This window comes from Kitasatospora fiedleri (genome assembly GCF_948472415.1).
Classification (GTDB): domain Bacteria; phylum Actinomycetota; class Actinomycetes; order Streptomycetales; family Streptomycetaceae; genus Kitasatospora; species Kitasatospora fiedleri.
Genome location: NZ_OX419519.1, coordinates 5,962,251 through 5,986,332 on the forward strand (window position 1 = coordinate 5,962,251; position 24,082 = coordinate 5,986,332).

The 24,082-nt window shown below is 73.9% G+C and carries 20 protein-coding genes and 4 pseudogenes; 19 read left to right on the forward strand and 5 right to left on the reverse strand.

The features are described from left to right. The first annotated feature begins 5 nt into the window (after window positions 1-5). Together QMQ26_RS27060 and QMQ26_RS27065 are read left to right on the forward strand one after the other, a co-directional pair. Window positions 6-2,027 carry an N-acetylmuramoyl-L-alanine amidase gene (locus QMQ26_RS27060; RefSeq protein WP_282202990.1) on the forward strand — a complete coding sequence of 674 codons (2,022 nt, stop codon included), beginning with the start codon at window positions 6-8 and terminating at the stop codon, window positions 2,025-2,027. A gap of 78 nt (window positions 2,028-2,105) precedes the next feature. Next, window positions 2,106-3,413 carry a C39 family peptidase gene (locus tag QMQ26_RS27065; protein ID WP_282202991.1) on the forward strand — a complete coding sequence of 436 codons (1,308 nt, stop codon included), beginning with the start codon at window positions 2,106-2,108 and terminating at the stop codon, window positions 3,411-3,413. A gap of 67 nt (window positions 3,414-3,480) precedes the next feature. Here QMQ26_RS27065 and QMQ26_RS27070 read toward each other — a convergent pair whose 3' ends face one another. Beyond that, the gene (locus tag QMQ26_RS27070) at window positions 3,481-4,722 is read right to left on the reverse strand and encodes a benzoate/H(+) symporter BenE family transporter (protein ID WP_282202992.1); all 1,242 of its coding nucleotides are present in this window, start codon (window positions 4,720-4,722) and stop codon (window positions 3,481-3,483) included. A 325-nt stretch (window positions 4,723-5,047) separates the two neighbouring features. Between QMQ26_RS27070 and QMQ26_RS27075 the strand changes: the two genes are divergently transcribed. From QMQ26_RS27075 to QMQ26_RS27125, 13 genes and pseudogenes are all read left to right on the forward strand, one after another. Then, a complete protein-coding gene (locus QMQ26_RS27075) occupies window positions 5,048-6,259 on the forward strand; it encodes an ROK family transcriptional regulator (protein ID WP_282202993.1) in 1,212 nt (403 codons plus the stop codon). 141 nt (window positions 6,260-6,400) lie between these two features. Beyond that, on the forward strand, window positions 6,401-7,729 hold the full coding sequence (locus QMQ26_RS27080) for an extracellular solute-binding protein (protein WP_282202994.1): 1,329 nt from the start codon (window positions 6,401-6,403) through the stop codon (window positions 7,727-7,729). Between the two features lie 185 nt (window positions 7,730-7,914). Next, entirely contained in the window at window positions 7,915-8,754 is an 840-nt protein-coding gene (locus tag QMQ26_RS27085; protein ID WP_282202995.1) for a carbohydrate ABC transporter permease, read from the forward strand. 32 nt (window positions 8,755-8,786) lie between these two features. Further along, entirely contained in the window at window positions 8,787-9,665 is an 879-nt protein-coding gene (locus QMQ26_RS27090) for a carbohydrate ABC transporter permease (RefSeq protein WP_282202996.1), read from the forward strand. A gap of 8 nt (window positions 9,666-9,673) precedes the next feature. Beyond that, complete coding sequence (locus tag QMQ26_RS27095; protein WP_282202997.1) at window positions 9,674-11,287, forward strand: beta-N-acetylhexosaminidase; 1,614 nt, start codon at window positions 9,674-9,676, stop codon at window positions 11,285-11,287. Between the two features lie 206 nt (window positions 11,288-11,493). Next, entirely contained in the window at window positions 11,494-12,084 is a 591-nt protein-coding gene (locus QMQ26_RS37525; protein ID WP_318552050.1) for a hypothetical protein, read from the forward strand. A 446-nt stretch (window positions 12,085-12,530) separates the two neighbouring features. Next, a pseudogene (locus QMQ26_RS38355) lies at window positions 12,531-13,514 on the forward strand (RICIN domain-containing protein); the annotation flags it as partial. A gap of 131 nt (window positions 13,515-13,645) precedes the next feature. Beyond that, complete coding sequence (locus tag QMQ26_RS38750; protein WP_449768979.1) at window positions 13,646-13,747, forward strand: discoidin domain-containing protein; 102 nt, start codon at window positions 13,646-13,648, stop codon at window positions 13,745-13,747. Window positions 13,748-14,310: 563 nt separating this feature from the next. After that, entirely contained in the window at window positions 14,311-14,703 is a 393-nt protein-coding gene (locus tag QMQ26_RS27105; RefSeq protein ID WP_282202998.1) for a GNAT family N-acetyltransferase, read from the forward strand. Beyond that, window positions 14,634-14,834: a hypothetical protein gene (locus QMQ26_RS27110; RefSeq protein ID WP_404814215.1), complete on the forward strand. Its 201-nt coding sequence runs from the start codon at window positions 14,634-14,636 to the stop codon at window positions 14,832-14,834. The genes QMQ26_RS27105 and QMQ26_RS27110 overlap by 70 nt, the downstream gene beginning before the upstream one ends. Window positions 14,835-14,850: 16 nt before the next feature. After that, window positions 14,851-15,561: a hypothetical protein gene (locus QMQ26_RS27115; protein ID WP_282203000.1), complete on the forward strand. Its 711-nt coding sequence runs from the start codon at window positions 14,851-14,853 to the stop codon at window positions 15,559-15,561. Beyond that, complete coding sequence (locus QMQ26_RS27120; protein ID WP_282203001.1) at window positions 15,561-16,895, forward strand: ATP-binding cassette domain-containing protein; 1,335 nt, start codon at window positions 15,561-15,563, stop codon at window positions 16,893-16,895. The genes QMQ26_RS27115 and QMQ26_RS27120 overlap by 1 nt, the downstream gene beginning before the upstream one ends. Window positions 16,896-17,509: 614 nt before the next feature. Further along, window positions 17,510-18,040 carry a hypothetical protein gene (locus QMQ26_RS27125; protein ID WP_282203002.1) on the forward strand — a complete coding sequence of 177 codons (531 nt, stop codon included), beginning with the start codon at window positions 17,510-17,512 and terminating at the stop codon, window positions 18,038-18,040. 150 nt (window positions 18,041-18,190) lie between these two features. Here QMQ26_RS27125 and QMQ26_RS27130 read toward each other — a convergent pair. Then, window positions 18,191-18,313, reverse strand: a pseudogene (locus QMQ26_RS27130) (hypothetical protein); the annotation flags it as partial. On the opposite strand from QMQ26_RS27130, the gene QMQ26_RS27135 reads away from it, so the two are divergent. Together QMQ26_RS27135 and QMQ26_RS27140 are read left to right on the forward strand one after the other, a co-directional pair. Continuing rightward, the gene (locus QMQ26_RS27135) at window positions 18,260-18,442 is read left to right on the forward strand and encodes a hypothetical protein (RefSeq protein ID WP_282203003.1); all 183 of its coding nucleotides are present in this window, start codon (window positions 18,260-18,262) and stop codon (window positions 18,440-18,442) included. The pseudogene QMQ26_RS27130 and the gene QMQ26_RS27135 sit on opposite strands and share 54 nt — an antisense overlap. A gap of 383 nt (window positions 18,443-18,825) precedes the next feature. Continuing rightward, entirely contained in the window at window positions 18,826-19,221 is a 396-nt protein-coding gene (locus QMQ26_RS27140) for a hypothetical protein (protein WP_282203004.1), read from the forward strand. Window positions 19,222-19,389: 168 nt separating this feature from the next. On the opposite strand, the pseudogene QMQ26_RS38360 reads toward QMQ26_RS27140, so the two are convergent. Next, window positions 19,390-21,043: pseudogene (locus QMQ26_RS38360) on the reverse strand (IS1182 family transposase). 234 nt (window positions 21,044-21,277) lie between these two features. On the opposite strand from QMQ26_RS38360, the gene QMQ26_RS27155 reads away from it, so the two are divergent. Together QMQ26_RS27155 and QMQ26_RS27160 are read left to right on the forward strand one after the other, a co-directional pair. Next, the gene (locus QMQ26_RS27155; RefSeq protein ID WP_282203006.1) at window positions 21,278-21,883 is read left to right on the forward strand and encodes an AAA family ATPase; all 606 of its coding nucleotides are present in this window, start codon (window positions 21,278-21,280) and stop codon (window positions 21,881-21,883) included. Between the two features lie 614 nt (window positions 21,884-22,497). Then, window positions 22,498-23,430, forward strand: coding sequence for a phosphorothioated DNA-binding restriction endonuclease (locus tag QMQ26_RS27160; RefSeq protein WP_282203007.1), 933 nt, complete (start codon window positions 22,498-22,500; stop codon window positions 23,428-23,430). Between the two features lie 93 nt (window positions 23,431-23,523). Here QMQ26_RS27160 and QMQ26_RS38365 read toward each other — a convergent pair. Then, window positions 23,524-23,907: pseudogene (locus QMQ26_RS38365) on the reverse strand (RICIN domain-containing protein); the annotation flags it as partial. Next, entirely contained in the window at window positions 23,880-24,035 is a 156-nt protein-coding gene (locus QMQ26_RS27165) for a hypothetical protein (protein ID WP_282203008.1), read from the reverse strand. The gene QMQ26_RS27165 and the pseudogene QMQ26_RS38365, both read right to left, overlap by 28 nt. Window positions 24,036-24,082: the final 47 nt, after the last annotated feature.

Consider the following 24,082-nt stretch of genomic DNA (forward strand, 5'->3'; position numbering starts at 1 on the left):
CCCCCATGCCACAACCGTCCCAGCCGCCCGCCCGGTCCGCGCGCCGCACCGCCCTCCGGGGCCGCACCGCGCTGGCGGCCGCGGCCGCCCTGCTGCCCGCCCTCGCCGTCGCCCCCCAGGCCCGGGCGGCCGAACCGGCTCCCGGCGGTGAGCGGGCCGCGGCCTTCACCGCCGCCGCCGCCGAGTACCACGTCCCGCTCCAGGTGCTGCTCGGCGTCTCCTACCTGGAGACCCGCTGGGACACCCACGGCGGCACCCCCAGCACCGACGCGGGCTACGGCCCGATGCACCTCACCGACGCCGCGGGCGCGCTCGCCGCGCTCCCGCCCCACGGCGACGGCACCGGCGCAGGCGCCGCCGACGGCACCGGCGACCCGCGCGGCAAGGACGACGCCCCGCAGCACGTCGCCGAACCCCGGGCCGACCCGGCCGACGCCACCGCCCCCCGGCTGGAGACCCTGGCCGAGGCCGCCCGGCTGACCGGCGCCACCCCCCAGCAGCTCAGGACCGACCCGGCCGCGAACATCCGCGCCGGCGCCGCCCTGCTCGCCGCCCACCAGGCCGCGCTCGGCGAGGGCGCCTCCGCCGACCCCGCGGCCTGGTACGGCGCGGTGGCCCGCTACTCCGGCGCGGACGACGAGGCCACCGCCCGCCAGTTCGCCGACGAGGTGTTCGAGGTGATCGCCGAGGGACAGGCCCGGCAGACCGACGCCGGCGGCGGCCGGGTCGCCCTCGCCGCGGCCCGGATCACCCCGCGGACCGAGCAGTTGGCCCGCCTGCACCTGCGGCACACCGTCGACGGCGCGGACTGCCCGGCCACCCTCGGCTGCGAGTGGGTCCCCGCCCCCTACCAGCAGCTCTCCGACGACCCCGGCGACTACGGCAACCACGACCTGTCCGACCGGCCGTTCAACCAGAAGATCGACTACATCGTCATCCACGACACCGAGACGCTCTACGACCCGACCCTGAAACTGGTCCAGGACCCGACGTACGTCTCCTGGCACTACACGATCCGCTCCGCCGACGGCCACGTCGCCAACCACGTCGACCCCAAGGACGCGGCCTGGCACGCCGGCAACTGGTACGTCAACGCCAAGTCCGTCGGCATCGAGCACGAGGGCTTCCTCGCCCAGGGCGGCCAGTGGTACACCGAGGCGATGTACCGCAGCTCGGCGAAGCTGGTGCGGTACCTGTCCGGCAAGTACGGCGTCCCGCTGGACCGCGCGCACGTCGTCGGCCACGACGACGTCCCCGGCACCACCACCGGCACCATCCCCGGCATGCACCAGGACCCCGGCCCGTACTGGGACTGGGACCACTACTTCGACCTGCTCGGCCGCCCCTTCCGGGCCGTCGGCGACGCCCGGACCGCCGGACTCGTCACCATCGACCCCGACTACGCGGCCAACACCGAGCCCTACTACTGCGGCGACACCCCGGCCGACCTGTGCCCCGTGCACGGCTCCGCCTCGATCACCCTGCGCACCGCGCCGCGCGACGACGCCCCGCTGGTCACCGACATCGGCATCCGCCCGGCCCCCGGCGACTGGTCGGTCTACAACCACGCCGCCCGGGTCAGCACCGGCCAGCAGTACGCCGTCGCCGACCGCTCCGGCGACTGGACCGCGATCTGGTACCTCGGTCAGAAGGGCTGGTTCCGCAACCCGTCCGCCGAGCCGACCGCCCTGCCCGCGCTCGGCCTGACCGTGGTCGCCAAGCCCGGCCGCACCTCGGTGCCGGTGTACGGCCGCGCCTACCCGGAGGCGTCCGCCTACCCGGCCGGCATCACCCCGCAGGCGATCTCGCCGCTGCCGTACCAACTGCTCCCCGGGCAGCGGTACTCCTTCGGCGGGGCCGTCCACGGCGAGTACTACTACTCCACCACCTTCGACCGGGCGAGTCACACCGTGGTCCGCGGCACCAACGTGTACTACCAGGTGCAGTTCGGCCAGCGGTTCATGTTCGTCAACGCCGACGACGTCCGGCTCGTACCGAGCTGGACGCCCGTTCCGACCGGCAGCTGAGGCCGGTAGCGTGGGGGCCGACGGCCCGGCCGTCGGCCCCCACGACCGGCCCGACGGCCAGAGAGCCAGGACAGCACGATGACAGGGCACACGCCGGGCGGGCCCACCCCCCGCCCGCGGCCCGCCGGCGCCGCACCGGACCACGGCACGGCCGCACTGCACCGCTGGGACGGTGCCGACCGGTTCGCCGCCGGAACCCCCGAAGGACTCCGCCCCACCGCCGCCGCCCCGGCGTTCCCCGGGCGCACCGCCCTGGTCTGGGACGGGGCGATCGGCTCCGAACCGTACGCCGACCCGTTCGGCCACCGCCCCGGGACGTGGCAGTACGCCCGCTGGACCTCGCCCTGGACTCCGGTCGGCCTCGACCCGGACGGCGCGCTCGGCGCCCACGACCTGGTGCCCTCCTGGACGGCCACCGGACCGGTCGGCACCAGGCTGACGGTGGACCTCCAGGTGCGCGACGCGGCGGGAGCCGAGTCCGGCTGGTTCACCATGGCCCGCTGGGCGCCCGGCGACGAGGTCGTGCACCGCACCACCGTCCCCGGGCAGACCGACGCCTTCGGAACCGTCGAGGTCGACACCCTCACCGCCGCCCCCGGCCGACCGGTGGCCGCCTTCCGGGTCCGCGCGGTGCTGCTGCGCGCCGAGAACGGCGAACTCCCCGCCGGGGAAGCCGCGGTGGACACCCCGCCGGCGGCCCTGCACTCCCTCGCCGTGCTGGCCTCCCGCCCGGCGCCCGCCGGCCCGCCCCGACGCACCAGCGGCCCCGGCGGAGCCTGGGGCACCGTCCTGGACGTGCCGCAGCGCTCCCAGGAGGTCCACACCGGACACTGCCCGCAGTACGACGGGGGCGGCGAAGCCTGGGCGGGTCCGGCCTGCACCGCGATGCTCACCGCGTACTTCGGCCGCGGCCCCGCCGCCGACGACCTGCTCTGGCTCGACCCCCGGGACCCGTCACCCGACGTCGACTTCACCGCCCGGGCCGTCTACGACTACGCCTACCGCGGCTGCGGCAACTGGGCGTTCAACGCCGCCTACCCGGCCAGGTACGGCCTGCTCGGCCTGGTCACCCGGCTGCGCTCCCTGACCGAACTCGAACGCTTCATCCTCGCCGGCATCCCGGTGGCCACCGCGCAGGCGGCACGCAGCAGCGAACTCGGCGGCTACGCCGCGGCCGGCAACATCATGGTGGTGCGCGGCTTCACCGCCCACGGCGACGTGATCGTCAACGACCCGCTCTCCCCGACCGACGACACGGTCCGCAGGACCTATCCGCGCGGCGACTTCGAACGCGTCTGGCTGTCCGGCGGCGGCATCGTCTACCTCGTCCACCCGCCCGACCGGGCCCTGCCCGCCGGTGCCCCCGGAGCCCCCGCCACCTGGTGACGGGGGTGAGTGCCGCACCGGCACCGGCCGCCGCTGACACCCCGTCGGCGCTGCCGGGCCGGTCGGGTCAGTGCGGGTGTCGGCGGGTCAGGACGGTGTGGGTGGCCAGGCCCAGCAGGAGGCCCCAGAACGGGGCGCCGATGCCGAACAGGGTCATGCCGGAGGCGGTGGCCAGGAAGGTGACCACCGCGCCGTCGCGGCCCCGTTCCTCGGCGACGGCGGAGGCCAGGCTGCCCTGGAAGGAGGCCAGCAGGGCGACGCCCGCGATCACCGCGATCAGGGCGTGCGGCAGGCCGGTGAACAGGCTGACCAGGACGCCGCCGAAGCTGCCGACCAGCAGGTAGAGCAGGCCCGCGGACATGCCGGCCACGTACCGCCGGCGGGGGTCCGGGTGGCTCTCGGGGCTGGTGCAGATCGCGGCGGTGATGGCCGCCAGGTTGACGCCGGGCGAGCCGAACGGGGCGAGCAGCACCGACAGGCCGCCGGTCGCGCCGACCAGCAGCCGGTCGTCGGGCGCGTAGCCGGAGGCCCGCATGATGCCGAGGCCCGGGGCGTTCTGCGAGGCCAGCGCGACGATGGTGAGCGGCAGGGCCAGGCCGACGGCGGCGGGCCAGGAGAACGCCGGGGTGGTCCAGACGGGGTGGGTGGGGCCGCCGGAGCCCAGGTGCAGCGGGAGCCCGACGGTGGCCGCGGCCAGCAGCGCGCCCGCGAGCAGGGCCAGCGGGACGGCGTAGCGCGGCAGCAGGCGCTTGGCCAGCAGGAAGACGGCGAAGCTGCCCAGCACCAGGGCGGGAGCCGCGCGCAGTTCGGTGAAGATGCCCGCGCCGAAGGCGAACAGGATGCCGGCCAGCATGGCGTTGACGATGCCGGTCGGGATCGCCCTGATCAGCCGTCCGAACAGGCCGGTGACGCCGAACAGCGCGACGGCGACCGAGCTGAGCAGGAACGCGCCGACCGCCTCCGGGTAGGGGTACGCGCCGAGGCTGCCGATCAGCAGGGCCGCGCCGGGGGTCGACCAGGCGGTGATGACGGGGGTGCGGGTCCACCAGCTGAGCAGCAGGCAGGTCAGTCCGCTGCCGATCGACACCGCCCAGATCCAGGAGGCGGTGTGCGCCTGGTCCAGGTGTCCGGCGGCGGCCGCGGCGAGCACCACGACCAGCGGGCCGGAGAAGGAGACGGCGATGCACACCAGGCCGGCCAGCAGGGCGGGCACCGAGGCGTCGCGCCGCAGCGAGGGCCGGTCCGGCGGCGGGGCGGGGGACCCGACCGGGGCGGGCCCGACGGGAGCTGCGGTCCGATGATCTGACATTGCAGCAGTATCCCGCCGCCCGGTTCCGGTCCGTCCTCCTCGCGGTCGGTCGGTGGCGACGGCGGGCGCGGTGGGCGCGATAGGCACGGTGGGCCCGCCGGGGGACCGGGGGCGGACGCCGTCCACTTGATGATCAAAGGTGCTTGCTTGGTGGTCATATCGAGCAGCTTTGTGCAAACTCTGCGGGCAGTGGCGGCTCGTGTCAAGAGAACTCGCAATCGCGGCAGGGGGCTTGACAGTCGCCGGTCGGAGCCTCGAACATTCGTGGCACATTAACTAAAGCCACCTAAGAAAAACGGCTTCCGCTCCCCGGAGGAGGTGTCCCGTGGCAGGTCCCGCCCGTTCCGCGCCCACCGCGCCCACCGCGCCCACCGCGTCGGCCCGCGTTCCGCGCGGCCTGTTCGACCTGCCGTCGGGAGCGCGTCCCCCGGCGGGGCGGACCAAGGCGCAGACGCAGGACAGCCGTCCGCACAACCGTGCGCTGCTGCTGGCGGCGCTGTTCCACGACGGCGCGATGAGCCGGGCCGACCTGGTGCGGGCCTCCGGCCTGACCGCGCCGACGGTCTCCGCGCTGATCGCCGAACTGCGGGCCGACGGGCTGGTCGCGGACACCGGGCCGGACGCGCGGGCGCAGCGGCGGCGCGGCAAGCCGTCGGTGCTGGTGGAGATCCAGGACGACGCCGCGCACCTGGTGGCGCTCGACCTCTCGCACGCCGAGCACTTCCGCGGCGCGCTGCTGAACCTGCGCGGCGAGGTGGTCGAGCGGGCGCAGCTGCCGATCGGCGACGCGCTCGCGGACCGGGCCGCCGACCTGGTCGAGGAACTGGCCGCCGACCTGGTCGCCCGGGCGCCCGGCCGGGTCCTGGGCATCGGGGCGGCCAGCCCCGGCATCGTCGACGACCGGGGCGTCATCCGGCAGGCGGCGCACCTGGGCTGGCACGACCTGCCGATGGCCCGGCGGCTGTCCGACCGCTTCCACCTGCCCGCCCACGTCGGCAACGACGTCAACGCCGCGGCCCTGGCCGTGACCCGCTACCAGCGCAGCCGGGCGCAGAACCTGATGGTCGTCGCCACCGAGCACGGCGTGGGCGCCGGGCTCGTCGTCGGCGGAGCGCTGGTGGAGGGCGAACAGTTCGCCGCCGGTGAGATCGGGCACGTCACCGTGGAGGAGGACGGCGAGCCGTGCGTCTGCGGGCGCACCGGCTGCCTCGACCCGCTGATCGACGCCACCGCGCTGCGCCGCCGCCTGGCCCGGGTGCCCGAGGCCGACCGGCCGGCGGTGCTGGCCCGCGCCGGCCAGGCGCTGGGCACCGTGCTCGCCCCGATCGTGTGCGTGCTCAACCTCAACGAGATCATCCTGACCGGCCCCGCGGAACTGACGGGCGGTCCGTTCCTGGACGCCGCCGTCGAGACCGTCCGCTCCCGCACCCTCGCGCCGATCGGCAACGCGCTGAGCATCCGCCCGCTGCCCGACCCGGACCTCCTGCTGCTCGGCGCGGGATCGCTGGTCATCGCCGCGGAGCTCGGCGTCTTCTGACCCGCTCCGCCCCCCTCAGACCCCCGGCCGAAACCACCGACGGGCCGCGCGGCCCCGTCCGCGCGCCCGCACTCCGGCCGGCCCACCGCTGGTCCCCCGCACCGCCCGGCCACCCCGCCGGGTCCGAACCCTGGGAACGACATGAACCACTCCAGACGCGGCCCGGCCGCCGTCCTCGCCCTGTCCGCCGCGCTCGCGCTGAGCGCCTGCTCCTCCGCCGCCACCGACACCGGCGCCGACTCCGGGCCGAAGCCCGTCGACGCGGTCAAGGGCGAGGGCCGGACCCTCACCGTGTGGGTGATGGACGGCGACTACTCGGACCCGTCGCTCCAGGCCGTCAACGACGCGTTCACCCAGCAGACCGGCGCCAAGGTCAACGTCCAGGTGCAGGCCTGGGACGGCATCGAGACGAAGGTCACCACCGCGCTCGCCACCTCCAACCCGCCGGACGTCCTCGACCTCGGCAACACCCAGGTCGCCAGCTTCGCCGCCAACGGCGGACTCAAGGACCTCACCGCCTACGCCGCCGACCTGAAGCAGGGTCAGACCTGGCTGCCGGGCCTGGTCGACCCGGCCACCGTCGACGGCCGGCTCTACGCCGTCCCCGGGTTCGCCGGCGCCCGCGCGGTGATCTACAACAAGACCATGTGGGCCGACGCCGGCGTCACCGCCCCGCCCACCACCTTCGCGGAACTGACCGACGACCTCGCCAAGGTCAAGGCGGCCCACCCCGCCGCAGACTTCTCGCCGCTCTACTTCCCCGGCCAGAACTGGTACGCGGGCATGCAGTTCGTCTGGGACGCGGGCGGCGACCTCGCCACCCGGTCCGGGGCCAAGTGGACCGCGGGCCTCGGCAGTGACCAGGCGCAGGCCGGCCTGGCCGACTTCAAGGCCTTCCAGAACCAGTTCTCCACCCCGGCCTCGCAGACCGTCGACGCCGCCGGCCCCGACCAGGTCCAGGTCTTCGCCGACGGCAAGGCCTCGGCCATCATCGCCACCAGCGGCTTCGTCGGGCGCATCCAGAAGGCCAACCCCAAGCTCACCGACGCCGACCTCGGCACCTTCCCGATGCCGGGCAAGTCCGGAAAGACCCAGCCCGTCATGATCGGCGGCTCCGACTGGGGCATCGCCGCCCGCAGCGCCAACGCCGACCTGGCACTGGTCTGGTCGAAGATCGCCGCCAGCCCGGACGTCCAGAGCAAGTGGGTCGTCGGCCACGAGGGCTTCATCCCCAACAGCACCGAAGGCATCAAGGCCGCCACGGACCAGGTCGGCGACCTCAAGAAGGCGTTCTTCACCGCCGCCCTCAACTCCAAGGCCACCCCGGCCAACGCCAACTGGGCGCAGCTGGAGGGCAACAAGGACATCAACAACCTCTTCGCGGCCCTCGCCTCCGGGAGCAAGAGCGCCAAGGACGCCGCGCACGCGTTCGACACCGCCGCCGACACGGCGCTCAACGCCGGTCAGTAGTGCCCCCGGCGCCCCGACCGGCTCGGGGCGCCCCGCCCCACCCCGCCCCGACCGGACGAGAGAACACCCATGACGACCCAACTCCCCGCGCCGGCCCGGCCCGCCGGCCGCCACCGCCCGCCCCCGCACCGCCCCGGCGTCCCTCCCGGGCCCCCTGGTGGCTGCTCTCCCCGGCCGGCCTGGTGATGCTCACCGTCACCATCGCGCCGATCGTCTTCCTGGTCTACACCTCCTTCACCGACTACGACCAGCGCTCGCTGTTCACCGGCACCTACCACCTGGTCGGCCTGCGCCAGTACGGCGTGCTGCTCGGCGACTCCCGGTTCTGGGACGCGCTGCTGCGCAGCATCCTGTTCACGTCCGCCATGGTGGCCGGGAGCATCGCGGTCGGCGCCGCGGTCGCCCAACTCCTCACCCGGCTGGGGACGGTGCTGCGCACGACGGTGACGCTCGTGCTGGTCCTCGCCTGGGCGATGCCGACCGTGGCCTCCTCCCTGGTGTGGAAGTGGCTCTTCCAGCCCGGCTACGGCGTCGTCAACTGGCTGATCACCCAGACCCACCTGTTCGGCGACATGACCAGCACCGACTGGGCCAACGACCCGTTCCTGGCCGCCCTGTCGATCTGGCTGCTGGTCGTCTGGCAGGCCGTGCCGTTCATCGCCCTGACGCTGTACGCCGCGCTGACCCAGTTCCCGGTCGAACTCCAGGAGGCCGCCCGGCTCGACGGCGCGGGGGAGTGGCGGGTGTGGTGGTCCATCGTCCTGCCGTTCCTGCGCCCGACCCTGATGCTGGTCACCCTCATGTCGGTGATCTGGGACTTCAACGTCTTCAACCAGATCTGGCTCGTCTCCGCGGGTGGCCCCGACTCCGCGACCACCACGCTGGGCATCTTCGCCTACCGGACCGCCTTCGTCGGCTTCAAGATCGGCCAGGGCGCGGCGCTGTCGGTCATCACCACCGCCATCCTGGTCGCGATCACCGCCCTCTACATCCGCAAACTGCTGCGCTCCGGGGAGGACCTGTGAACCGGCGAGGACCCGAGAACCGGGGAGGAACCGTGAACCCGCGAGGAGCCGGTACCGCGCGCCGCCCGCGCCGCAACGGCGCCGCGACGTCCAAGGGCGGCTGGCTGTCCAACACCCTGGCGATCGCCTTCTGCCTGGTGTGGGTCTTCCCGGTCTACTGGATGGTCAACACCGCCTTCAAGCCCCGCTCCGAGGCGATGACCTCGACCCCGCTGTTCCTCCCGAAGTCCCCGACGCTGGCGAACTTCGACGCGGCGATCAACCAGACCTCCTTCGTGCAGAATCTGTGTAACAGCCTGATCGTGGTCGGCGGCACCGTGCTGCTCGCCGTCGTGCTGGGCATGTTCGCGGCCGCCGCGCTGTCCCGGTTCAGGTTCCGCGGCCGCCGCAGCATCATGGTGGCGATTCTGATCGTCCAGATGCTGCCCGGTTCCGCACTCCTCATCCCGACGTTCCTGGTCTTCAATCGGATGGGCCTGCTGGGCACGTACACCGGGCTGATCCTGGCCTACGTCGCGATCGTGCTGCCGTTCTCCATCTGGGTGATGCGCGGCTTCTTCATCGCCGTCCCGGTCGAGATCGAGGAGGCCGCCCGCATCGACGGAGCCTCCACCTGGCAGGTCCTGTACAAGATCCTCTTCCCGCTGGTCGCCCCCGGGGTCGTCGCCTCCAGCGTCTTCGCGTTCATCACGGCGTGGAACGACTACCTGATCGCCTTCACCTTCATGAAGGACCAGGACCACTACACGCTGCCCGTGTGGCTGGCCTCCTTCAGCACGCCCACCACCGGCACCGACTTCAGCGGACAGATGGCCGGCTCGGTCGTCTTCTCCCTCCCGGTCGTCGTCTTCTTCCTGCTCGTCCAGCGCAAGCTCGTCTCCGGCGTCTCCGCCGGCGCCGTGAAAGGCTGAACTCCCCCATGCTGCTGCCCCGCCCCGCCTCGCTCAGGACCGGCGCCGGCGAGTTCCTCCTCGACGAGACCGCCGCCATCACCGCCCACCCCGAGCTCACCCCGACCGCCGTGTGGCTCCAGGGCGCGCTGCGCCCCGCCACCGGACTGCCCCTGCCCCTCGACCCCGCCGCCCGGCACCCGATCAGCCTGGCGCTGCGCGCGGACCTCGCCCCCGAGGCGTACCGCCTCACCGTCACCGACGCGAGCGTGCTGATCGAGGGCGGTGCCCCGGCCGGCGCCTTCCACGGCTGCCAGGCCCTGCTCCAACTGCTGCCGCCGGCGGTCCACCGCCGCGCCCGGGTGCCCGGACAGCGCTGGGCGGTGCCGGCCGTGACGGTCGAGGACGGGCCGAGGTTCCCCTGGCGCGGCGCGATGCTCGACGTCGCCCGGCACTTCATGCCCAAGCGGGACCTGCTCCGGTTCATCGACCTGCTCGCGCTGCACCGGCTCAACGTGCTGCACCTGCACCTGAGCGACGACCAGGGCTGGCGGGTGGAGATCCGCCGCTACCCGAGGCTGACCGAGGTCGGCTCCTGGCGCCGCGAGTCCCAGCTCGGCGCGGCCGAGGACGCCCCCGGCGACGGCCGGCCGCACGGCGGCCACTACACCCAGGACGACGTCCGCGAGATCGTCGCCTACGCCGCCGAACGGCACATCACCGTCGTCCCCGAGATCGACGTTCCCGGCCACACCCAGGCCGCCATCGCCGCCTACCCCGAACTCGGGCTCCCCGGTGCGCCGTCGGAGGTCCGCACCCGCTGGGGGATCAACCCGAACATCCTCAACGCGGAGGAAGCCACCGTCGACTTCTTCCGCGGCGTCCTCGACGAGATCATGGAGCTGTTCCCCAGCCCGCACATCGGCCTCGGCGGCGACGAGTGCCCCAAGGACCACTGGCGCGCGGACGACCGCACCCAGGACCTGATGCGGCAGCGCGGCCTGGCGGACGAGAGCGCGCTGCAGGGCTGGTTCATCGAACGACTCGGCGAACACCTCGCCCGGCACGGCCGACGGGTCTTCGGCTGGGACGAGATCCTGGAGGGCCCCGTCCCCGCCGGGACCGTCGTCGCCTCCTGGCGCGGCCTGACCGGCGCCCGCACCGCGGCCCGCCGCGGCCACGACGTCGTCTCCTGCCCCGACGACCAGGTCTACCTCGACTACCGCCAGTCCGAGCACCCGGACGAGCCGATCCCCTTCGCCGTCCCGCTCACCCTCGAGGACACCTACCGCTTCGACCCGGTGCCCGACGGCCTCACCGCCGAGGAGGCGGCCCGCGTCATCGGCGGACAGGCCAACATCTGGACCGAGCACATGGACTCCCCGCGCACCGTCGACTACTACGCCTTCCCCCGCCTGTGCGCCGTCGCCGAAGCGCTCTGGAGCACCGGCGAACGCGACGTCGCCGACTTCCGCGCCCGCCTCGCCGCGCACCTGCCCCGGCTGGACGCGATCGGCGTCGAGTACCGGCGGGCGGACGGGCCGCTGCCCTGGCAGACCCGGCCCGGCATCCCCGGCAAGCCCGCCGGGCGGACCGAGTGGGCCGCGTTCATCGACGGACTCGTCGCCCGCATCAAGGACTGAGCGCACCCGCACGACGCTCGGTGCAACACCCCCCGAGAACTCCACCTCCTTCCACGGCGACCGGCACCCGCCGCCGACACGGCCTTCGACGGCGCGGGAGCCGGAGCACCGGAGCGGCCGGTGGAAGCACGACCCGACCCGCGCGACAGCGGGCCGGCCCGCACCTCCCCCCACGTGCAGCACCTCTGATCGGAGGAGCACCACCCATGAGATCCCCCACCCGGCGCGCCGCACGCCTCGGCCCGGCGGCCCGCCGCGCCGCGGCCCTGGCCGTCACCGCCCTCCTCGCCGGCGCCGCGGCGCTCGGCGCGCCCGCCACGGCATCCGCCACGCCCCCGAGCGCCACCTACACGGTCTCGATCGGATCGGGCGGCTCCTTCCCCTTCGGGACCGACAGCCCCGCCACCCCGTACATCGACAAGGACGGCACCTTCTACTTCCAGGAGTCCTTCTCGCAGTACGACGGCGCCGACTCCCCCCACCACTACTGGCAGTTCTACAGCGGCACCAACTTCGACACCGCCTCGAAGAACACCGCCCTCAGTAACGCGGCCGACCCCGCCAACCCCCGGGACAGCAACGCCAACACGGTCTGGCGCTGCGACAACGGCCCGACCGGCGTCACCGCGACCGCCGGCGGCGGCTACTCGCTGCCCAACTACTGCGACCTGATCGGCACCTGGGTCGACCCGGACACCGGCAACTGGTACGGCCTGGTGCACAACGAGTTCACCGGCAGCCCGTTCGGCGACGGCCTGCACTACGACTCGATCGACTACGCCGTCTCCACCAACTAGGCAAGGTCTGGACGATCACCGGCCACGCCATCACCTCCCCCTACAGCACCCTGCGCAACGACACCACCGCGTTCCCGAACCAGACCTACGCCTACGGCGACGGCGACCCGCGGCTCTTCGTCGACCAGGCCTCCGGCTACTTCTACGTGGGCTACAGCACCCGGATCGTGCCCAAGGGCGGCGCCGGCGGCAGCACCGACTGGCTGACCCACATCGCCCGCGCGCCGATGTCCGGCAAGATGGCGACCGGCACCTGGCAGAAGTGGTACGACGGCTCCTGGTCCCAGCCCGGAGTGGGCGGCCTGGAGAGCAACCTGGTCCCCGCCACCGCGGCCAACCCCAACGGCTACACGCCCGTCGCCAAGGACTACAACCCGGCCAACACCGGCAACGTCGACCAGCAGATCGCCGCCGGGACGCTGCCCCCCAGCTCGCCCCTGGCCGTCATGAACATCTCCTACAGCGCCTACCTCGGCCTGTACATCGCCACCCCCCAGTCCGACCAGTCCAGCAACAAGCCCCAGCAGTTCTACGTCACCGACGACCTGTCGACCCAGAAGTGGTACCTGGCCGCCGACTCCGGCAGCCACACCCAGGCCTCGTGGTACCGCTGGCTGGTCGACGGCGCGAACGCCACCAACTCCACCATCCTCGGCAAGACCTTCCGCTACTACTGCGTCATCGAGTGCGGGAACTTCGGCGGGTACACCGACATCACGCTCGGCTCCTCGTCCCCGGCCCTCCCGCCGGTCGACACCTCCAGGACCTACGTGATCGGCAACGGCTCCGGCCAGGTCCTGACCCAGGTCTCCGGCAGCAGCGCGACCACGTCCGCGGCGGCCAACGGATCGACCCTGCAGTCCTGGTCCTTCACCGGCAACGGCGACGGTTCCTTCACCGTCACCAACGCCGCCACCGGCCAGGCCCTGGGCGTCGACTCGTCCTCCACCGCGAACCGGGCCTGGGGCACCGCGCCGACCGCCACCACCGTGTCCGGCAGCCCGACCGTCGGCCGGCAGTGGTTCGTCCTGAAGAACACCTCGCCCAGCGGCACGTTCCGCCTCGTCAACCGCTACAGCGGCCTGGTGCTCGGCATGTCCTCCGCCTCCGGCCGACTCGTCGAGACCACGCCGGCCCGCAACTGGACCAATACCACCGGCAGCAGCGTCGGAGGCACCCGCACGGCCGCCGACCAGACCCTGACACTCACCCCGTCCGGCGCGGCCGGCGCCGAGACCGTCACCGTCGTCAACCCCGGCCCCCAGTCCGGCGCGGTCGGCACCGCGGCATCGCTCCGGATCAGCGCCAACGACTCCCGGGGCAACCCGCTGACCTACTCGGCCACCGGCCTGCCTGCCGGCCTCACCGTCGACCCGTCGACCGGGACGATCACCGGAACACCCACCGGCCCCGGCACCCGCACGGTCACCGTCACCGCGACCGCCACCAGCGGCACCTCCGGCAGCACCTCCTTCACCTGGACCGTCACCCCCGCCGACCTCGCCCTGAACCGGCCCACCACGGCCTCCTCGTCGAGCCCGGGACGGCTTTCACCGCGGGCCTGGCCACCGACGGCAGTCCCGGGACGCGCTGGTCCAGCGCGGCGGCGGACCCGCAGTGGCTCCGGGTCGACCTGGGCTCCACGCGCCAGGTCTCCGGGTGAAGCTGTCCTGGGAGGCCGCCTACGCCCGGGCCTTCCAGATCCAGACCTCGAACGACGGCTCCACGTGGACGACCGTCTACTCCACGACCACCGGCACCGGAGGAGTGCAGAACCTCACCGGCCTCTCCGGGTCCGGCCGCTACGTCCGGCTGTACGCCACCGCACGCGGCACCGGCTACGGCTACTCCCTGTGGTCGTTCGAGACGTACGGAACCTGAACCGCAGCCCGGCCGGCCACGGATCGCCCCCGGCCGGCCGGGCCGCCGTTCCCGCCCGCCCAGCCCCGCCCAGCCCGCCCCGCTCGCCGTTCGGGGCGGACGGGTGGTCGGCGGCGCGGTCGGTCGGCGTCCGGAATCGAAAACCTCCCTTCGACCATGCCTCGCCCCGGAACCGCCCGGGTTGAGCGAGCGAGGCGAACACGGCCAGGATGCGGGGCCATGGACATCTTGGAAGCCGTCAACTCCCCTGCCGAGGAACTGGGTTCGCCGTCAGCCGCGCCACCGGGGCAGGTGGCCGCCGCCGGACCCTGCTCGGCCGCCGCTCCCCGCCCGGGGAGACCCCCGATGACACCGCACCCCGTCCGTCCCGTCCGCCCCGCCGTGCCCGAGGACGCCGAGGAACTGCTGCGCCTGCGCGTCGACGTCCTGACCGGGCAGGCGGCCACCGACGCCTGGCGCGCCACCTTCCTGGCCGACCTGCAGGCCCGCCTCGGCACCGACCCGCACCTGCTCGCCTACGTGGCCGACAGTGGGGACGGCGGGGACGGCACGCTGGCGGCGTGCGCGATCGGCGTCGTCTACCGGGGCTACAACGGTCCCTCCTACCCCGACGGCCGGTGGGGCGGGTCCACACCGTCGTCACCGATCCGCGCCACCGGCGCCGGGGGCTGGCGGAGGCCGTCACCCGGGCCCTGGTCGGCGCGCTCCAGGAACGGGGCTGCTCCTCGGTCGAGTTGATCGCCACCCCGGAGGGCCTGCCGCTGTACCGGAAGCTCGGCTTCGACCCCGCCGCCCACTACCTGACGCTGCGCCACCCCCTGGCGGCGGCCGGCACCGCCCGCCCCGCGACCGCGGGAGGGGCGGCGTGAGGGGCGGCGTGAGGCGGTGCCGGCCCGGGCGGCCCCGGCGGAGGGCGAGTCGTCCCCGAGCGAGCGGCTGCTGTTCGGCGGGCCGATGCGCTACGACAGCGGGTTCGTCCGCCACGAGGAGACCACCGCGCAGGCCGGCCTGTGGGCGGTGGCCCGGCAGATCCCCGGGATGCTGCGCCTGGCGTGGGTGCTCGCCTGGCGGGCCGACCGCGCGGCCCTGGCGGGGGTGGTCCTCGCCGAGGTCGGCCGGGCCGGCGCGGCGGCGCTGTCCCTGGTCGCCGTCAACGCCGCCCTGGGGCACCTGTTCGCCTCCGCCGGTCCGGCCGGTGCGCTCCGTGCGGTGCTGCCCGCCGTGCTGGTGGCCGGTGCCGCCGCCGGCGCCGGTGCCGTCCTCGCGGCGGTGTCCTCCTGGGGAGCGGACCGGCTCAGCCCCCGGATTCAGCGCACGGCGACCGTCACCCTGCTGGAGCGGTCCCAGCGGGTCGAGCTGGCCTCGATGGAGGACCCGGAGTTCAACCGCCTGCTGGAGTCCGCCCGGTTCGGCATCAACTCGGTCCACCGGCTGACCACCGAGTCGGTCGCGGTGCTCAGCACCCTGCTCTCCATGGCCGCCACCGGCGGCGTGCTGCTCACCCTCTCCCCGGTGCTGCTGCCGCTGCTCGTGCTGATCGCGGCCCCCGCGCGTGGGGCGCGGCCGTCACCGCCCGGCGGCGGCGCAACTCGATGATGGCCTGGCTCCAGCACCTGCGGGCCTCCCAGCTCATCGCCCAACTCCTCACCCAGACGTACACGGCCGCCGAGATCCGGGTGCACGGCGTCGGCACCTTCCTGCTGCACCACTTCGAACGGATGGCCGCGGCCTCGGACGCGGAGCAGGCCCGCCTGGCCGCGGCCGGCGCCCGCACCAAGGTCGCCGCCGCGGCCGCCTCCGGCCTCGCCTTCGCCGCCACCTTCGGCCTGCTGGGCCTGCTGGTCTCCACCGGGCACCTGGCGCTCGCCGCCGCCGGCACCGCCGTCGTCGCGGTGCGCACCGGCGCCGCGAACGTCGGCGGCCTGCTCGGCAGCGTCAACCAGCTGTTCGAGGAGGCCCTCTACGTCGGCGACCTGCAGACGCTCACCACCGAGGCCGACACCCGGGCCATCCCCACCGGCGGCGCCGACCTGCCCGAGCGCCCCGCCGCGATCCACGTCGAGGACGTGTCGTTCACCTACCCCGGCCGCACCGCGCCGTCGCTGGACGGGGTCAGCCTGGTGGTGCCGACGGGCCGGATCGTGGCCCTGGTCGGGGACAACGGCGCCGGCAAGTCCACCCTGGCCAGGCTCCTGTGCGGGCTGTACCAGCCGGACCGCGGCACCATCCGCTGGGACGGCGTCGACACCGCGACCGCCGACCGCGCGCAGCAGTTCGCCTCCACCGTGCTGCTCCCGCAGGACTTCTTCCGCTGGCCCCTCACCCTGCGGGCGATCGTCACCACCGGCCGCCCCGGCCACCACGACGACGCGCAAGTCCTCGGCGCGGCAGCCGAGTTCGCCGGGATGGCGGACCTGCTCCGGCAGCAGGACCGGGGCTGGGACACCCTGGCGGCCAAGGGCTTCGAAGGCGGGGTCGACTTCTCCGGCGGCCAGTGGCAGCGGATCGGCACCGCCCGCACCCACCTGCGCGCCACCACCACCGGCACCGACGGCCGCCGCCCGTTCCTGGTCGTCGCCGACGAGCCGACCAGCGCGCTCGACCCGGCCGCGGAGGTGCGGGCCTTCGACCGCCTGCGCCGCCTCGCCGACCAGGGGCTGACCGTCCTGCTGATCACCCACCGCCTGGCGGCCTCCGCCTCCGCCGACCTCATCCACGTCCTGAAGGACGGCCGCCTGGTCGAACAGGGCACGCACGAGGAACTCATGGCCGCCGACGGAGCCGACCCCGACGGGGACCGGCCCGGCGCGGGCAGCTACCGCACCGCCTACCTCCTCCAGGCCCAGCAGTACGCCACCCGGCTCCCCGGGCCGCGCCCCACCGCCGAACCGGCCGAACCGGCCGAACCGGCCGAGCGGAGCGACCGGTGACCGTCCGGCAGCGGCGCCGGACCGAGGATGGTACCGCCACCCGGTGAACGGGCGCGGCACGGCGGAACTCCGCCGCGATCCGCACCTCGGCGGGCTGACGGCGCGCGCCGTGGTCGTCCACGAGCGCAGGTGCGGCGGCCCCCGGCGGACGGCCACGGCGGACCGGACCGATCCGGTAGCGCGGCGGGCGAGTCCGTACGGCGGTGTCGACCGGCGGCACCGGTCCAGGCCGGGAGCCGCCGCGCCGACCGGCGGGGCGCGCGGGTGGGCGGGCGCCGCTTTCTCGCGCCGGGCCGCGTCCCGCCGCGCCACCTCACCAGCCACGGGAGTGGCCGTGCTGCTCGTTCGGGTCGGGAGGCGTTGCGGTCCCGAGGGCAGCGGTCGATGGTGGTCCCGTCCCGGGAGGGGCGGCGGCCCTGCTCGCCGTCGCGGGTCCGACCACGCTGTCCGCGCGGGCTCCCGGCTCCGCTCGGGCCACCTCCGGCGGCAGCTTCCCCGACGGGCACCGGCCCGGCCGCGTCCTCCGGCACCACCCGCCCGAGCCGGACACCCGAACCGTCCGCCCGAGCCGGACCCCCGCACCACGACCCGCACCTGGAAGGGCAGGAATCCCCATGAACCGCCACCTCCGCGCGGCCGCCCGCACCGCGGCCGCCCTCCTGCTGGTCGGTGCCCCCGCCGCGCTGGCGACGCCCGCCGCCCACGCCGACCCGGTCCTGATGGTCTGCGCCGGGACCGGGGTGCAGACCTACCAGCCCGGCATCACCCTCACCACCCGGCCGACCACCGTCACCAACACCTCCGACCTCACCACTTGCGCGGGCGGACCGGTCACCTCCGGCCACCACCGTTTCGGACCCTTCGCCACCACCGCCAGCTGCCTGTACACCCCGCCGACCGGCCCCGACGCCTTCGACCTCACCTGGAACGACGGCACCACCAGCCACTACGAGGGGACCTACGCCGTCCTCACCACCGGTGGGCAGCTCGTCGTCACCAGCACGGGCGCCGTCACCTCCGGCCGCTTCGCGGGCAAGGCGCTCCAGGAGGTCGTCGCCTACACCGCGCCCGACCTCCTCCAGTGCGCCACCCCGCAGGGTGTCACCAGCGTCTCCGGCCCGATCACCGTCACCGTCGCCGGTTGACCGCACCGCCGCTACGGGGTGGCGGCGGAGGGCGCGAACCGTGCGGCCCGCAGGCGCGGTTCCTTCTTGTCGGGCTTGCCGGCGTCGGCGAGGGGGTAGGGCGTCGGCGAAGTCGATCCGGTCGGGGAGGTACCTCTCGCCGCGGCCGTCGCGGACCGTCTCCCGCAGTTCCCCGGCGGTCACCTCCGCGTCGGGGCGGGGGACGGTGGTGGCGCGGACGTGTTCGTGGCCGCCGCCCTCGCTGCGCACGCCGTAACCGGCGCACTGCCGCACCCCGGGGTGGGCGTGGAGGAAGTTCTCCAGCTCGGTGGTGTACACGTGGCCGCAGACGACGGCGATCATGTCCTTGATCCGGTCGACGACGGTGAGGCAGCCGTGCCCGTCGAGGCGGCCGACCTGTAGCGCGGGCCGCGTCCCCGTACCCGGCGGGAGCGCGCGGGCCTGGACCACGGCGCTGCTCGACGCGGCACGTCCACTTCCCGTGTTCCACCCCCACCGCCAACTCCGTTGACGTTGTTGGCGAATCCGCCGTTGCGGACTGCGCGCGCCGACCTCCGTCCAGGGGAAACACGGCTCTGTCCAGGGAGCTTGGGCCGACAAGGTGGCCGCAGAGGTTGTCCGTCGGGCCTGTGCCGGACGGTCTCGCGCGGGCTGTCCTCTGACAAGTGATCCTGGCCAATTGACAAGCGACTTTGACCACCCCTAGAAGGCGATCTTCGCTGGATCCAGCAGATATTGAACATGTTCAAATCTGTGCCATGATGGAGCTCGGGAGCCGTGGAGGCATGGAGGTGGCGATGGGGAATCAGGCCTTGAAGGAGGTTGGGCACCGCCCGGTGCCTGTCTGGGCGCCGGTAGCCGGATGGGGGGCACTGGTGGCGGCAGGTTCGTTCGCCGGGACGCCTGCGGAGATGGCCGTCTTCGGCTCGATCCCGGCTCTCTTGCTGGGAGGGTTCCTTGGTCGGAGGCATGAGACGGTGGCTTCGGCAGTGGCAGTTGCAGCCGGGGTCATCGCGCTCCCCGTGGCGGCCGCCGCGACCGGCTCCTTGCACGCAGCCGAGCCGGGCGACGGACTGCTTGAACTTCTGGCCCTGGCGATGGTCGGCTCGCTGTTTTATGCGCTTCCGCTCGTAATCGGCGGATGCGCAGGAACGTGGCTCGCCGCCCGAGGGCAGCGCTGAACTCCGCTCCTCCGCAACGGCCGTCTGCCGCAGCTCGGCTCCCCAATCAAGATCCCCTCTCAGAGGACAGGGGCCGTTTCCGCACAGGTGCGAGTGCCGCGCGGCGCGCGGTGTCCATCGCGCGCGACACGGTCTACTGGGTCTGTTCGTAGGCGCGCGGCGCGCGCGTCAGGTGGCGAGCTCCAGCCGTCGCAGATGCGAGGCGCGCGTCTTCGCGCGGGGGATCCAGGCCAGCCAGGCGTCGATGCGCGTGAGGTTGATGGCGGCGGCGGTCAGCTGGTGTTGCAGGTGCGTCTTGGCGAGGCCGTGGTGATGCGCGCGGCGCATGTCCCGGCCGTGGACGGCCTGGGCGATGGTCCCTTCGATGCCGGTACGCGCGTGGTAGCGCTGGTGCCATTCGTCGGTCCGCTGGTCGATTCGGGCCTTGCGCAGGGCCTCGAACTCGCCGCGGTGGTGGAAGGTCATGCGTCGTCCGATTCAGCCGGTGCCGCGGGTGCACTGGGCGCGCGACGGGCAGGGCTCGCAATCGGTCACGGAGAACCAGACCCGGACCGTCGGGACGCCGGTGGACGTCGGAGACGACTCGTTCCAGCTCCGGCAGGTCTTCCCCGCGGAGCAGGTGACCTGCTTGTTGTCCCAGTCGATGGCGAAGTCTTCCTGGCGAAGCCCGCGCCGTCCTTGCCCTGCCAGGTCGCAGTCTTCTGCACCGGCCCGACCAGGTCGACCTCGTGGTCGTGCTTGGTCGCGAACAGGTTCTGGGCCCGGCGCAGCCGGAGTCGACGAAGTGCTCGCCGGGCAGCAACTCCTTGGCGGCCAGGTACTGGTGGACCTCCGCGGTGGCGTGAACGTCGGGAACGGTGGCGTTGGTGGTCAGCACGTGGGTGATCAGGTTGGGCCGGTCCGGATCGCAGGTCTCGGTCAGGTGCACTTTCCAGCCCTGCCACTCCGTCTCCCGCTTGGATGCGCCGCGGACCTCGACGTCGTACGGGGTGGCCAGCCGCTTCGCGGCCGGGGGCGGGTTGTCCGGCTTGCGCCAGCGCACCTGGCCCTCCTCGACCTGGAACTCCTGGACCCAGACCCGGCGCAGTACCTCGACACCGGGCACGAGCCGCAGCCACGGTTCGGCGTCGACAGCGAAAACGGCTTCGAGCAGACGCATGCCGTCCTGGCTGGTCTGGTGCCCGAGGGCGATGCGGTCCTTGGCCGTCCGGGGCAGCCAGTATTCCTCGATGCGGCGCCGATAGCGCTCGAAGACCTGGTCGTCCGTGTGCTCCGCGAGCCAGTTGGGCGCGGCCGCGGCCAAGGCGTTCAGGGCCGCGCGCAGGGTCTCGCCGGCCAGTCTCCAGCCGGTTCAGGTCTCGCGCGGCCGACAGGATGTGCGTGGATCGGTGCGCTGGTGGCCGCGGGCGCGCAACAGGCCGGCCTTGGCCGCGGCCTCGATCGCGGTGTCCAGGATCTGGCTCTCCGCGCCGCCGGCGATCAGCCGGTCGCGGAACTCGCTGAGGACCGAGTGGTCGAAGCCGGGGTCGGTCGGCTCCAGACCCAACCCGAACTTCCAGTCGATCCGGGCGCGTACCGGCTGGGCGGTCTCGCGGTCCGACAGCCCCTCGGCGAACTGGAAGACGCGGGCGAGCGCCAACACGGCAGGCGACAGGGCCGGCCGACCCCGCCCGGGGAACAACGCGACGAAGCTCTCGTCGGTGAAGAGCGGCCCCAGCGTTTCCCGGATCCGGATCGGCATGCTGCCCTTCGGAGACGCCGCGCGAGCCACCCGCACGGCCCCCTCCGGAACACCCTGCGACGCGCGCGTCCGCAGCGCCATCGACGCCCTCCCCAGGCATCACCACCCAGCTCCAAGACATCCTCGAAGATCCACGACAACGATCCCAGATCAAGATCAGCCGCCACCGCGCGGCCCTGTCCGGTGAATTCGCCAACAGCGCCAACTCCGTCCGCCAAGGCCGCCGTTGCGTGCCGCTGCCGTCCGGGAGCCGTCGATCGGGCGGTCCGCCCACCCGCCCCCGGGGTGGTGCTCCGTGTCGCCTACGGTGGGTGCATGCGCAGTGATCACCGCCCCTGGGACGTTCTGCTGATCGGTGGTGCCTCCGGTGTCGGCAAGAGCCGGGCCGCCGCCCGACTCGCGGACTCGTGCGGGGCGTTCACGGTGGAGTTGGACGACGTCGTCGCGGCGCTCCAGGCGGCCACGACCCCGGCCACCCACCCCGCGCTGCACCACTTCGCGGGCTTCCGCGACCCGGAGCGGGAGTTGGGCGCCGAGCGGGTGCTGGAGCGGCAGATTGCCACCGCGCAGGCCGTGGACGAGGCGGTGCTCGGCGTCGTGCGCAACCGGCTGAGCGTGCCGGTGCCGGCCGTCGTCGAGGGCGACTACCTCACCCCCGCCGCCGCCGTCCGGGCCGCCGCCGAGGCCGCCGAGCAGGGCAGGCGCCTGCACGCGGTCTTCCTGCACGAGGGCGACCCGGCGCGGATCGGCGCAAACTACGCCCACCGCGAGCCGGAGTGCGGCCCCCAGCCCGCCCGGGCCGCGATCAGCGCCCGCTACTCCCACTGGCTCGCCGCCCAGGCCCGCGCCCACGGCCTCCCGGTGGTCGACTGCCGCCCCTACGACACCCTCCCGCAGCGCCTGGCCGCCGCCCTGGCCTGACGGTGGCCGGGGCGGCGCAAGGTGCGAGCCCCGCCGTCCCGCCGTCCCGCCGTCCCGCCGCTGAAGTCACCCGGGAGGGAAGCCACTCGGGGTCCGGGTCCCGGGTCCGAACGGCGAGCTGATGTCGAAGGAACTGCCACCGTGGCGAGCGGCTGCGCGGCTGCGGCCCCTCGACGGGAGCGTGGGCAGACCGGTCGGACAGCGGCGGGAGCGGAGCGGTCGGCGCGGGCCGTCAGCAGCAGATACACGTCTCCGCTGCCCGGGGATTCCTCCCGCGTCCACCGAACGCACGGGGTGCCCCGGACCGGTGGGTGTCGCGTCGGGGTGCCGGGGCGTCGTGGGCCCGTGTCCACGGGCACGGCCCGGTTCATCGGAGTGACCCGCCGGTAGAGTGCGCCCGACGGCTGCCGTGCCGGCGCCGCAGGCTCGGAGGGGTGGCGAGGAAATGGATCTGGTGCCCAGTCAGCGGACCGCCACCGGGCCGCACGTGATGCGCAGGATGAACGCCATCACCCGGGACGCGCCGCACTGAGCCCGTCCGGCCCGGCTGCCACCCCGTGTCGGCGCTCCGTGTCGCCACCCCGTGTCGGTGCTCCGCCGTACGCTGGGCGGCCATGGACTGGCTGGAGCGGGTGGCGAAGCTGAGACGGTGGACGAGCAACGGCGTCCGGGCGCCGCACAAACCGCTGCTGCTGCTGTACGCGCTGGGGAGCTACCAGCGCGACGCCGACGGCGAACTGCGGTACAGCGCGGTCGAGTCGGAGCTGAAGCGGCTGCTGGAGGAGTACGGGCCGTCCCGTGCGACCACCCCCGCCTACCCGTTCCACCACCTGGTCAGCGACGGGGTGTGGGAGGTCGGGACCGACCGGGGGCCCGGGAGCCCCGGGAGCGGGGTGGGGGTGCTGCGCTCCAGCGGCGCGACCGGGCGGCTCGCGCCGGAGTTGCGGGCGGCGCTGCGCAGGGACCCGGCGCTGCTGGGGCGGCTGGCCCGGGTGCTGCTGGACTTCCACTTCCCGCCGTCGCTGCACACCGAACTGTGCGAGGCGGTCGGGCTCGACCTGGACCTGGCCGACACCGAGGGGGTGACGGGCGGTGTTCCGGGCGGGCGGGAGCGGGCGGCGCGGCGGCAGCGGGACCGGCGGATGCGCGAACTCGTGCTGACCGCCTACGAGTTCCAGTGCGCGTTCTGCGGCTACGACGGGATGCTGGGCGCGAGCGCAGTCGGGCTGGAGGCGGCGCACGTGCGGTGGTGGTCCTTCGACGGGCCGGACGAGGTCGACAACGGCCTGTGCCTGTGCTCGCTGCACCACAAGCTCTTCGACAAGGGCGTGCTGGGGCTGGGGGAGGGGCACCGCGTCCTGGTCTCCCGGCACTTCGTCGGGCGCGGCGAGGCCAGCCGGCAGCAGGTGCTCGCCCTGACCGGCCGCCCGGTCATCGGCCCGCAGCCGGGCGTCCCCCCGGTCGCGGACCGGCACCGCGCGTGGCACGCCGCCCAGGTCTTCCACGGCGAGCCCCGGGAACCCGCGAACCCGCTGCCCACCGGCTGACCTGTCCGACCGCAGGACCCGGTCAGCCGGTGGACGGGCTCGGGTGAGCTGCCAGTTCTGCGCGGCCGTGCCGGTGGCGGGCTGCTGGGTGACCGGGGCGCTGTCGCCGGTGGCGGTGGCGGTGGCGGTGGCGGTGGCGGTGAGGAGCAGGCCGCTCTGCTGGTTGGTGACGGTGTATCCGCTGCCGGTGGGGGTGAACCGCCAGTGCCGGCTGCCGGTGCCGGTGCAGGCGGCCTGGAGAACGGCCTCACCGTCCGAGGCATCAGAGCCTGCTGGCAGAACGTCGCCCAAGGCGCCCTCCTCGTCACCGCCGTCGTCATCCCACAACGCCGCAACCACGAACGCCCCGTCGGACTCCCCGCCTGAGACCCCGTCACTTCCGTGCCGCTCGAACGAGCTCGGTGATCGTGCAGCGGGTCGGCGGGTCGGCGGGTCAGCGGGTCGGCGGGTCAGCGGGACGTGGGCGGTTGCGGCCATGGGGTTCCGTGCGCGGCGGCGTCGAGGACCTCGCCGAGGCGGAGCCAGGCGGTGGGGCCGGCGTGGCTGATCGGGCTGTCCGCGAAGCGTTGCCAGGCCCGGGTGCCGTCGCCGGGTGCGGCGGTCACCGGGGCGAGGACGGCGGGGTGGGTGCTGCTGCGGTGGCGGGGGCCGT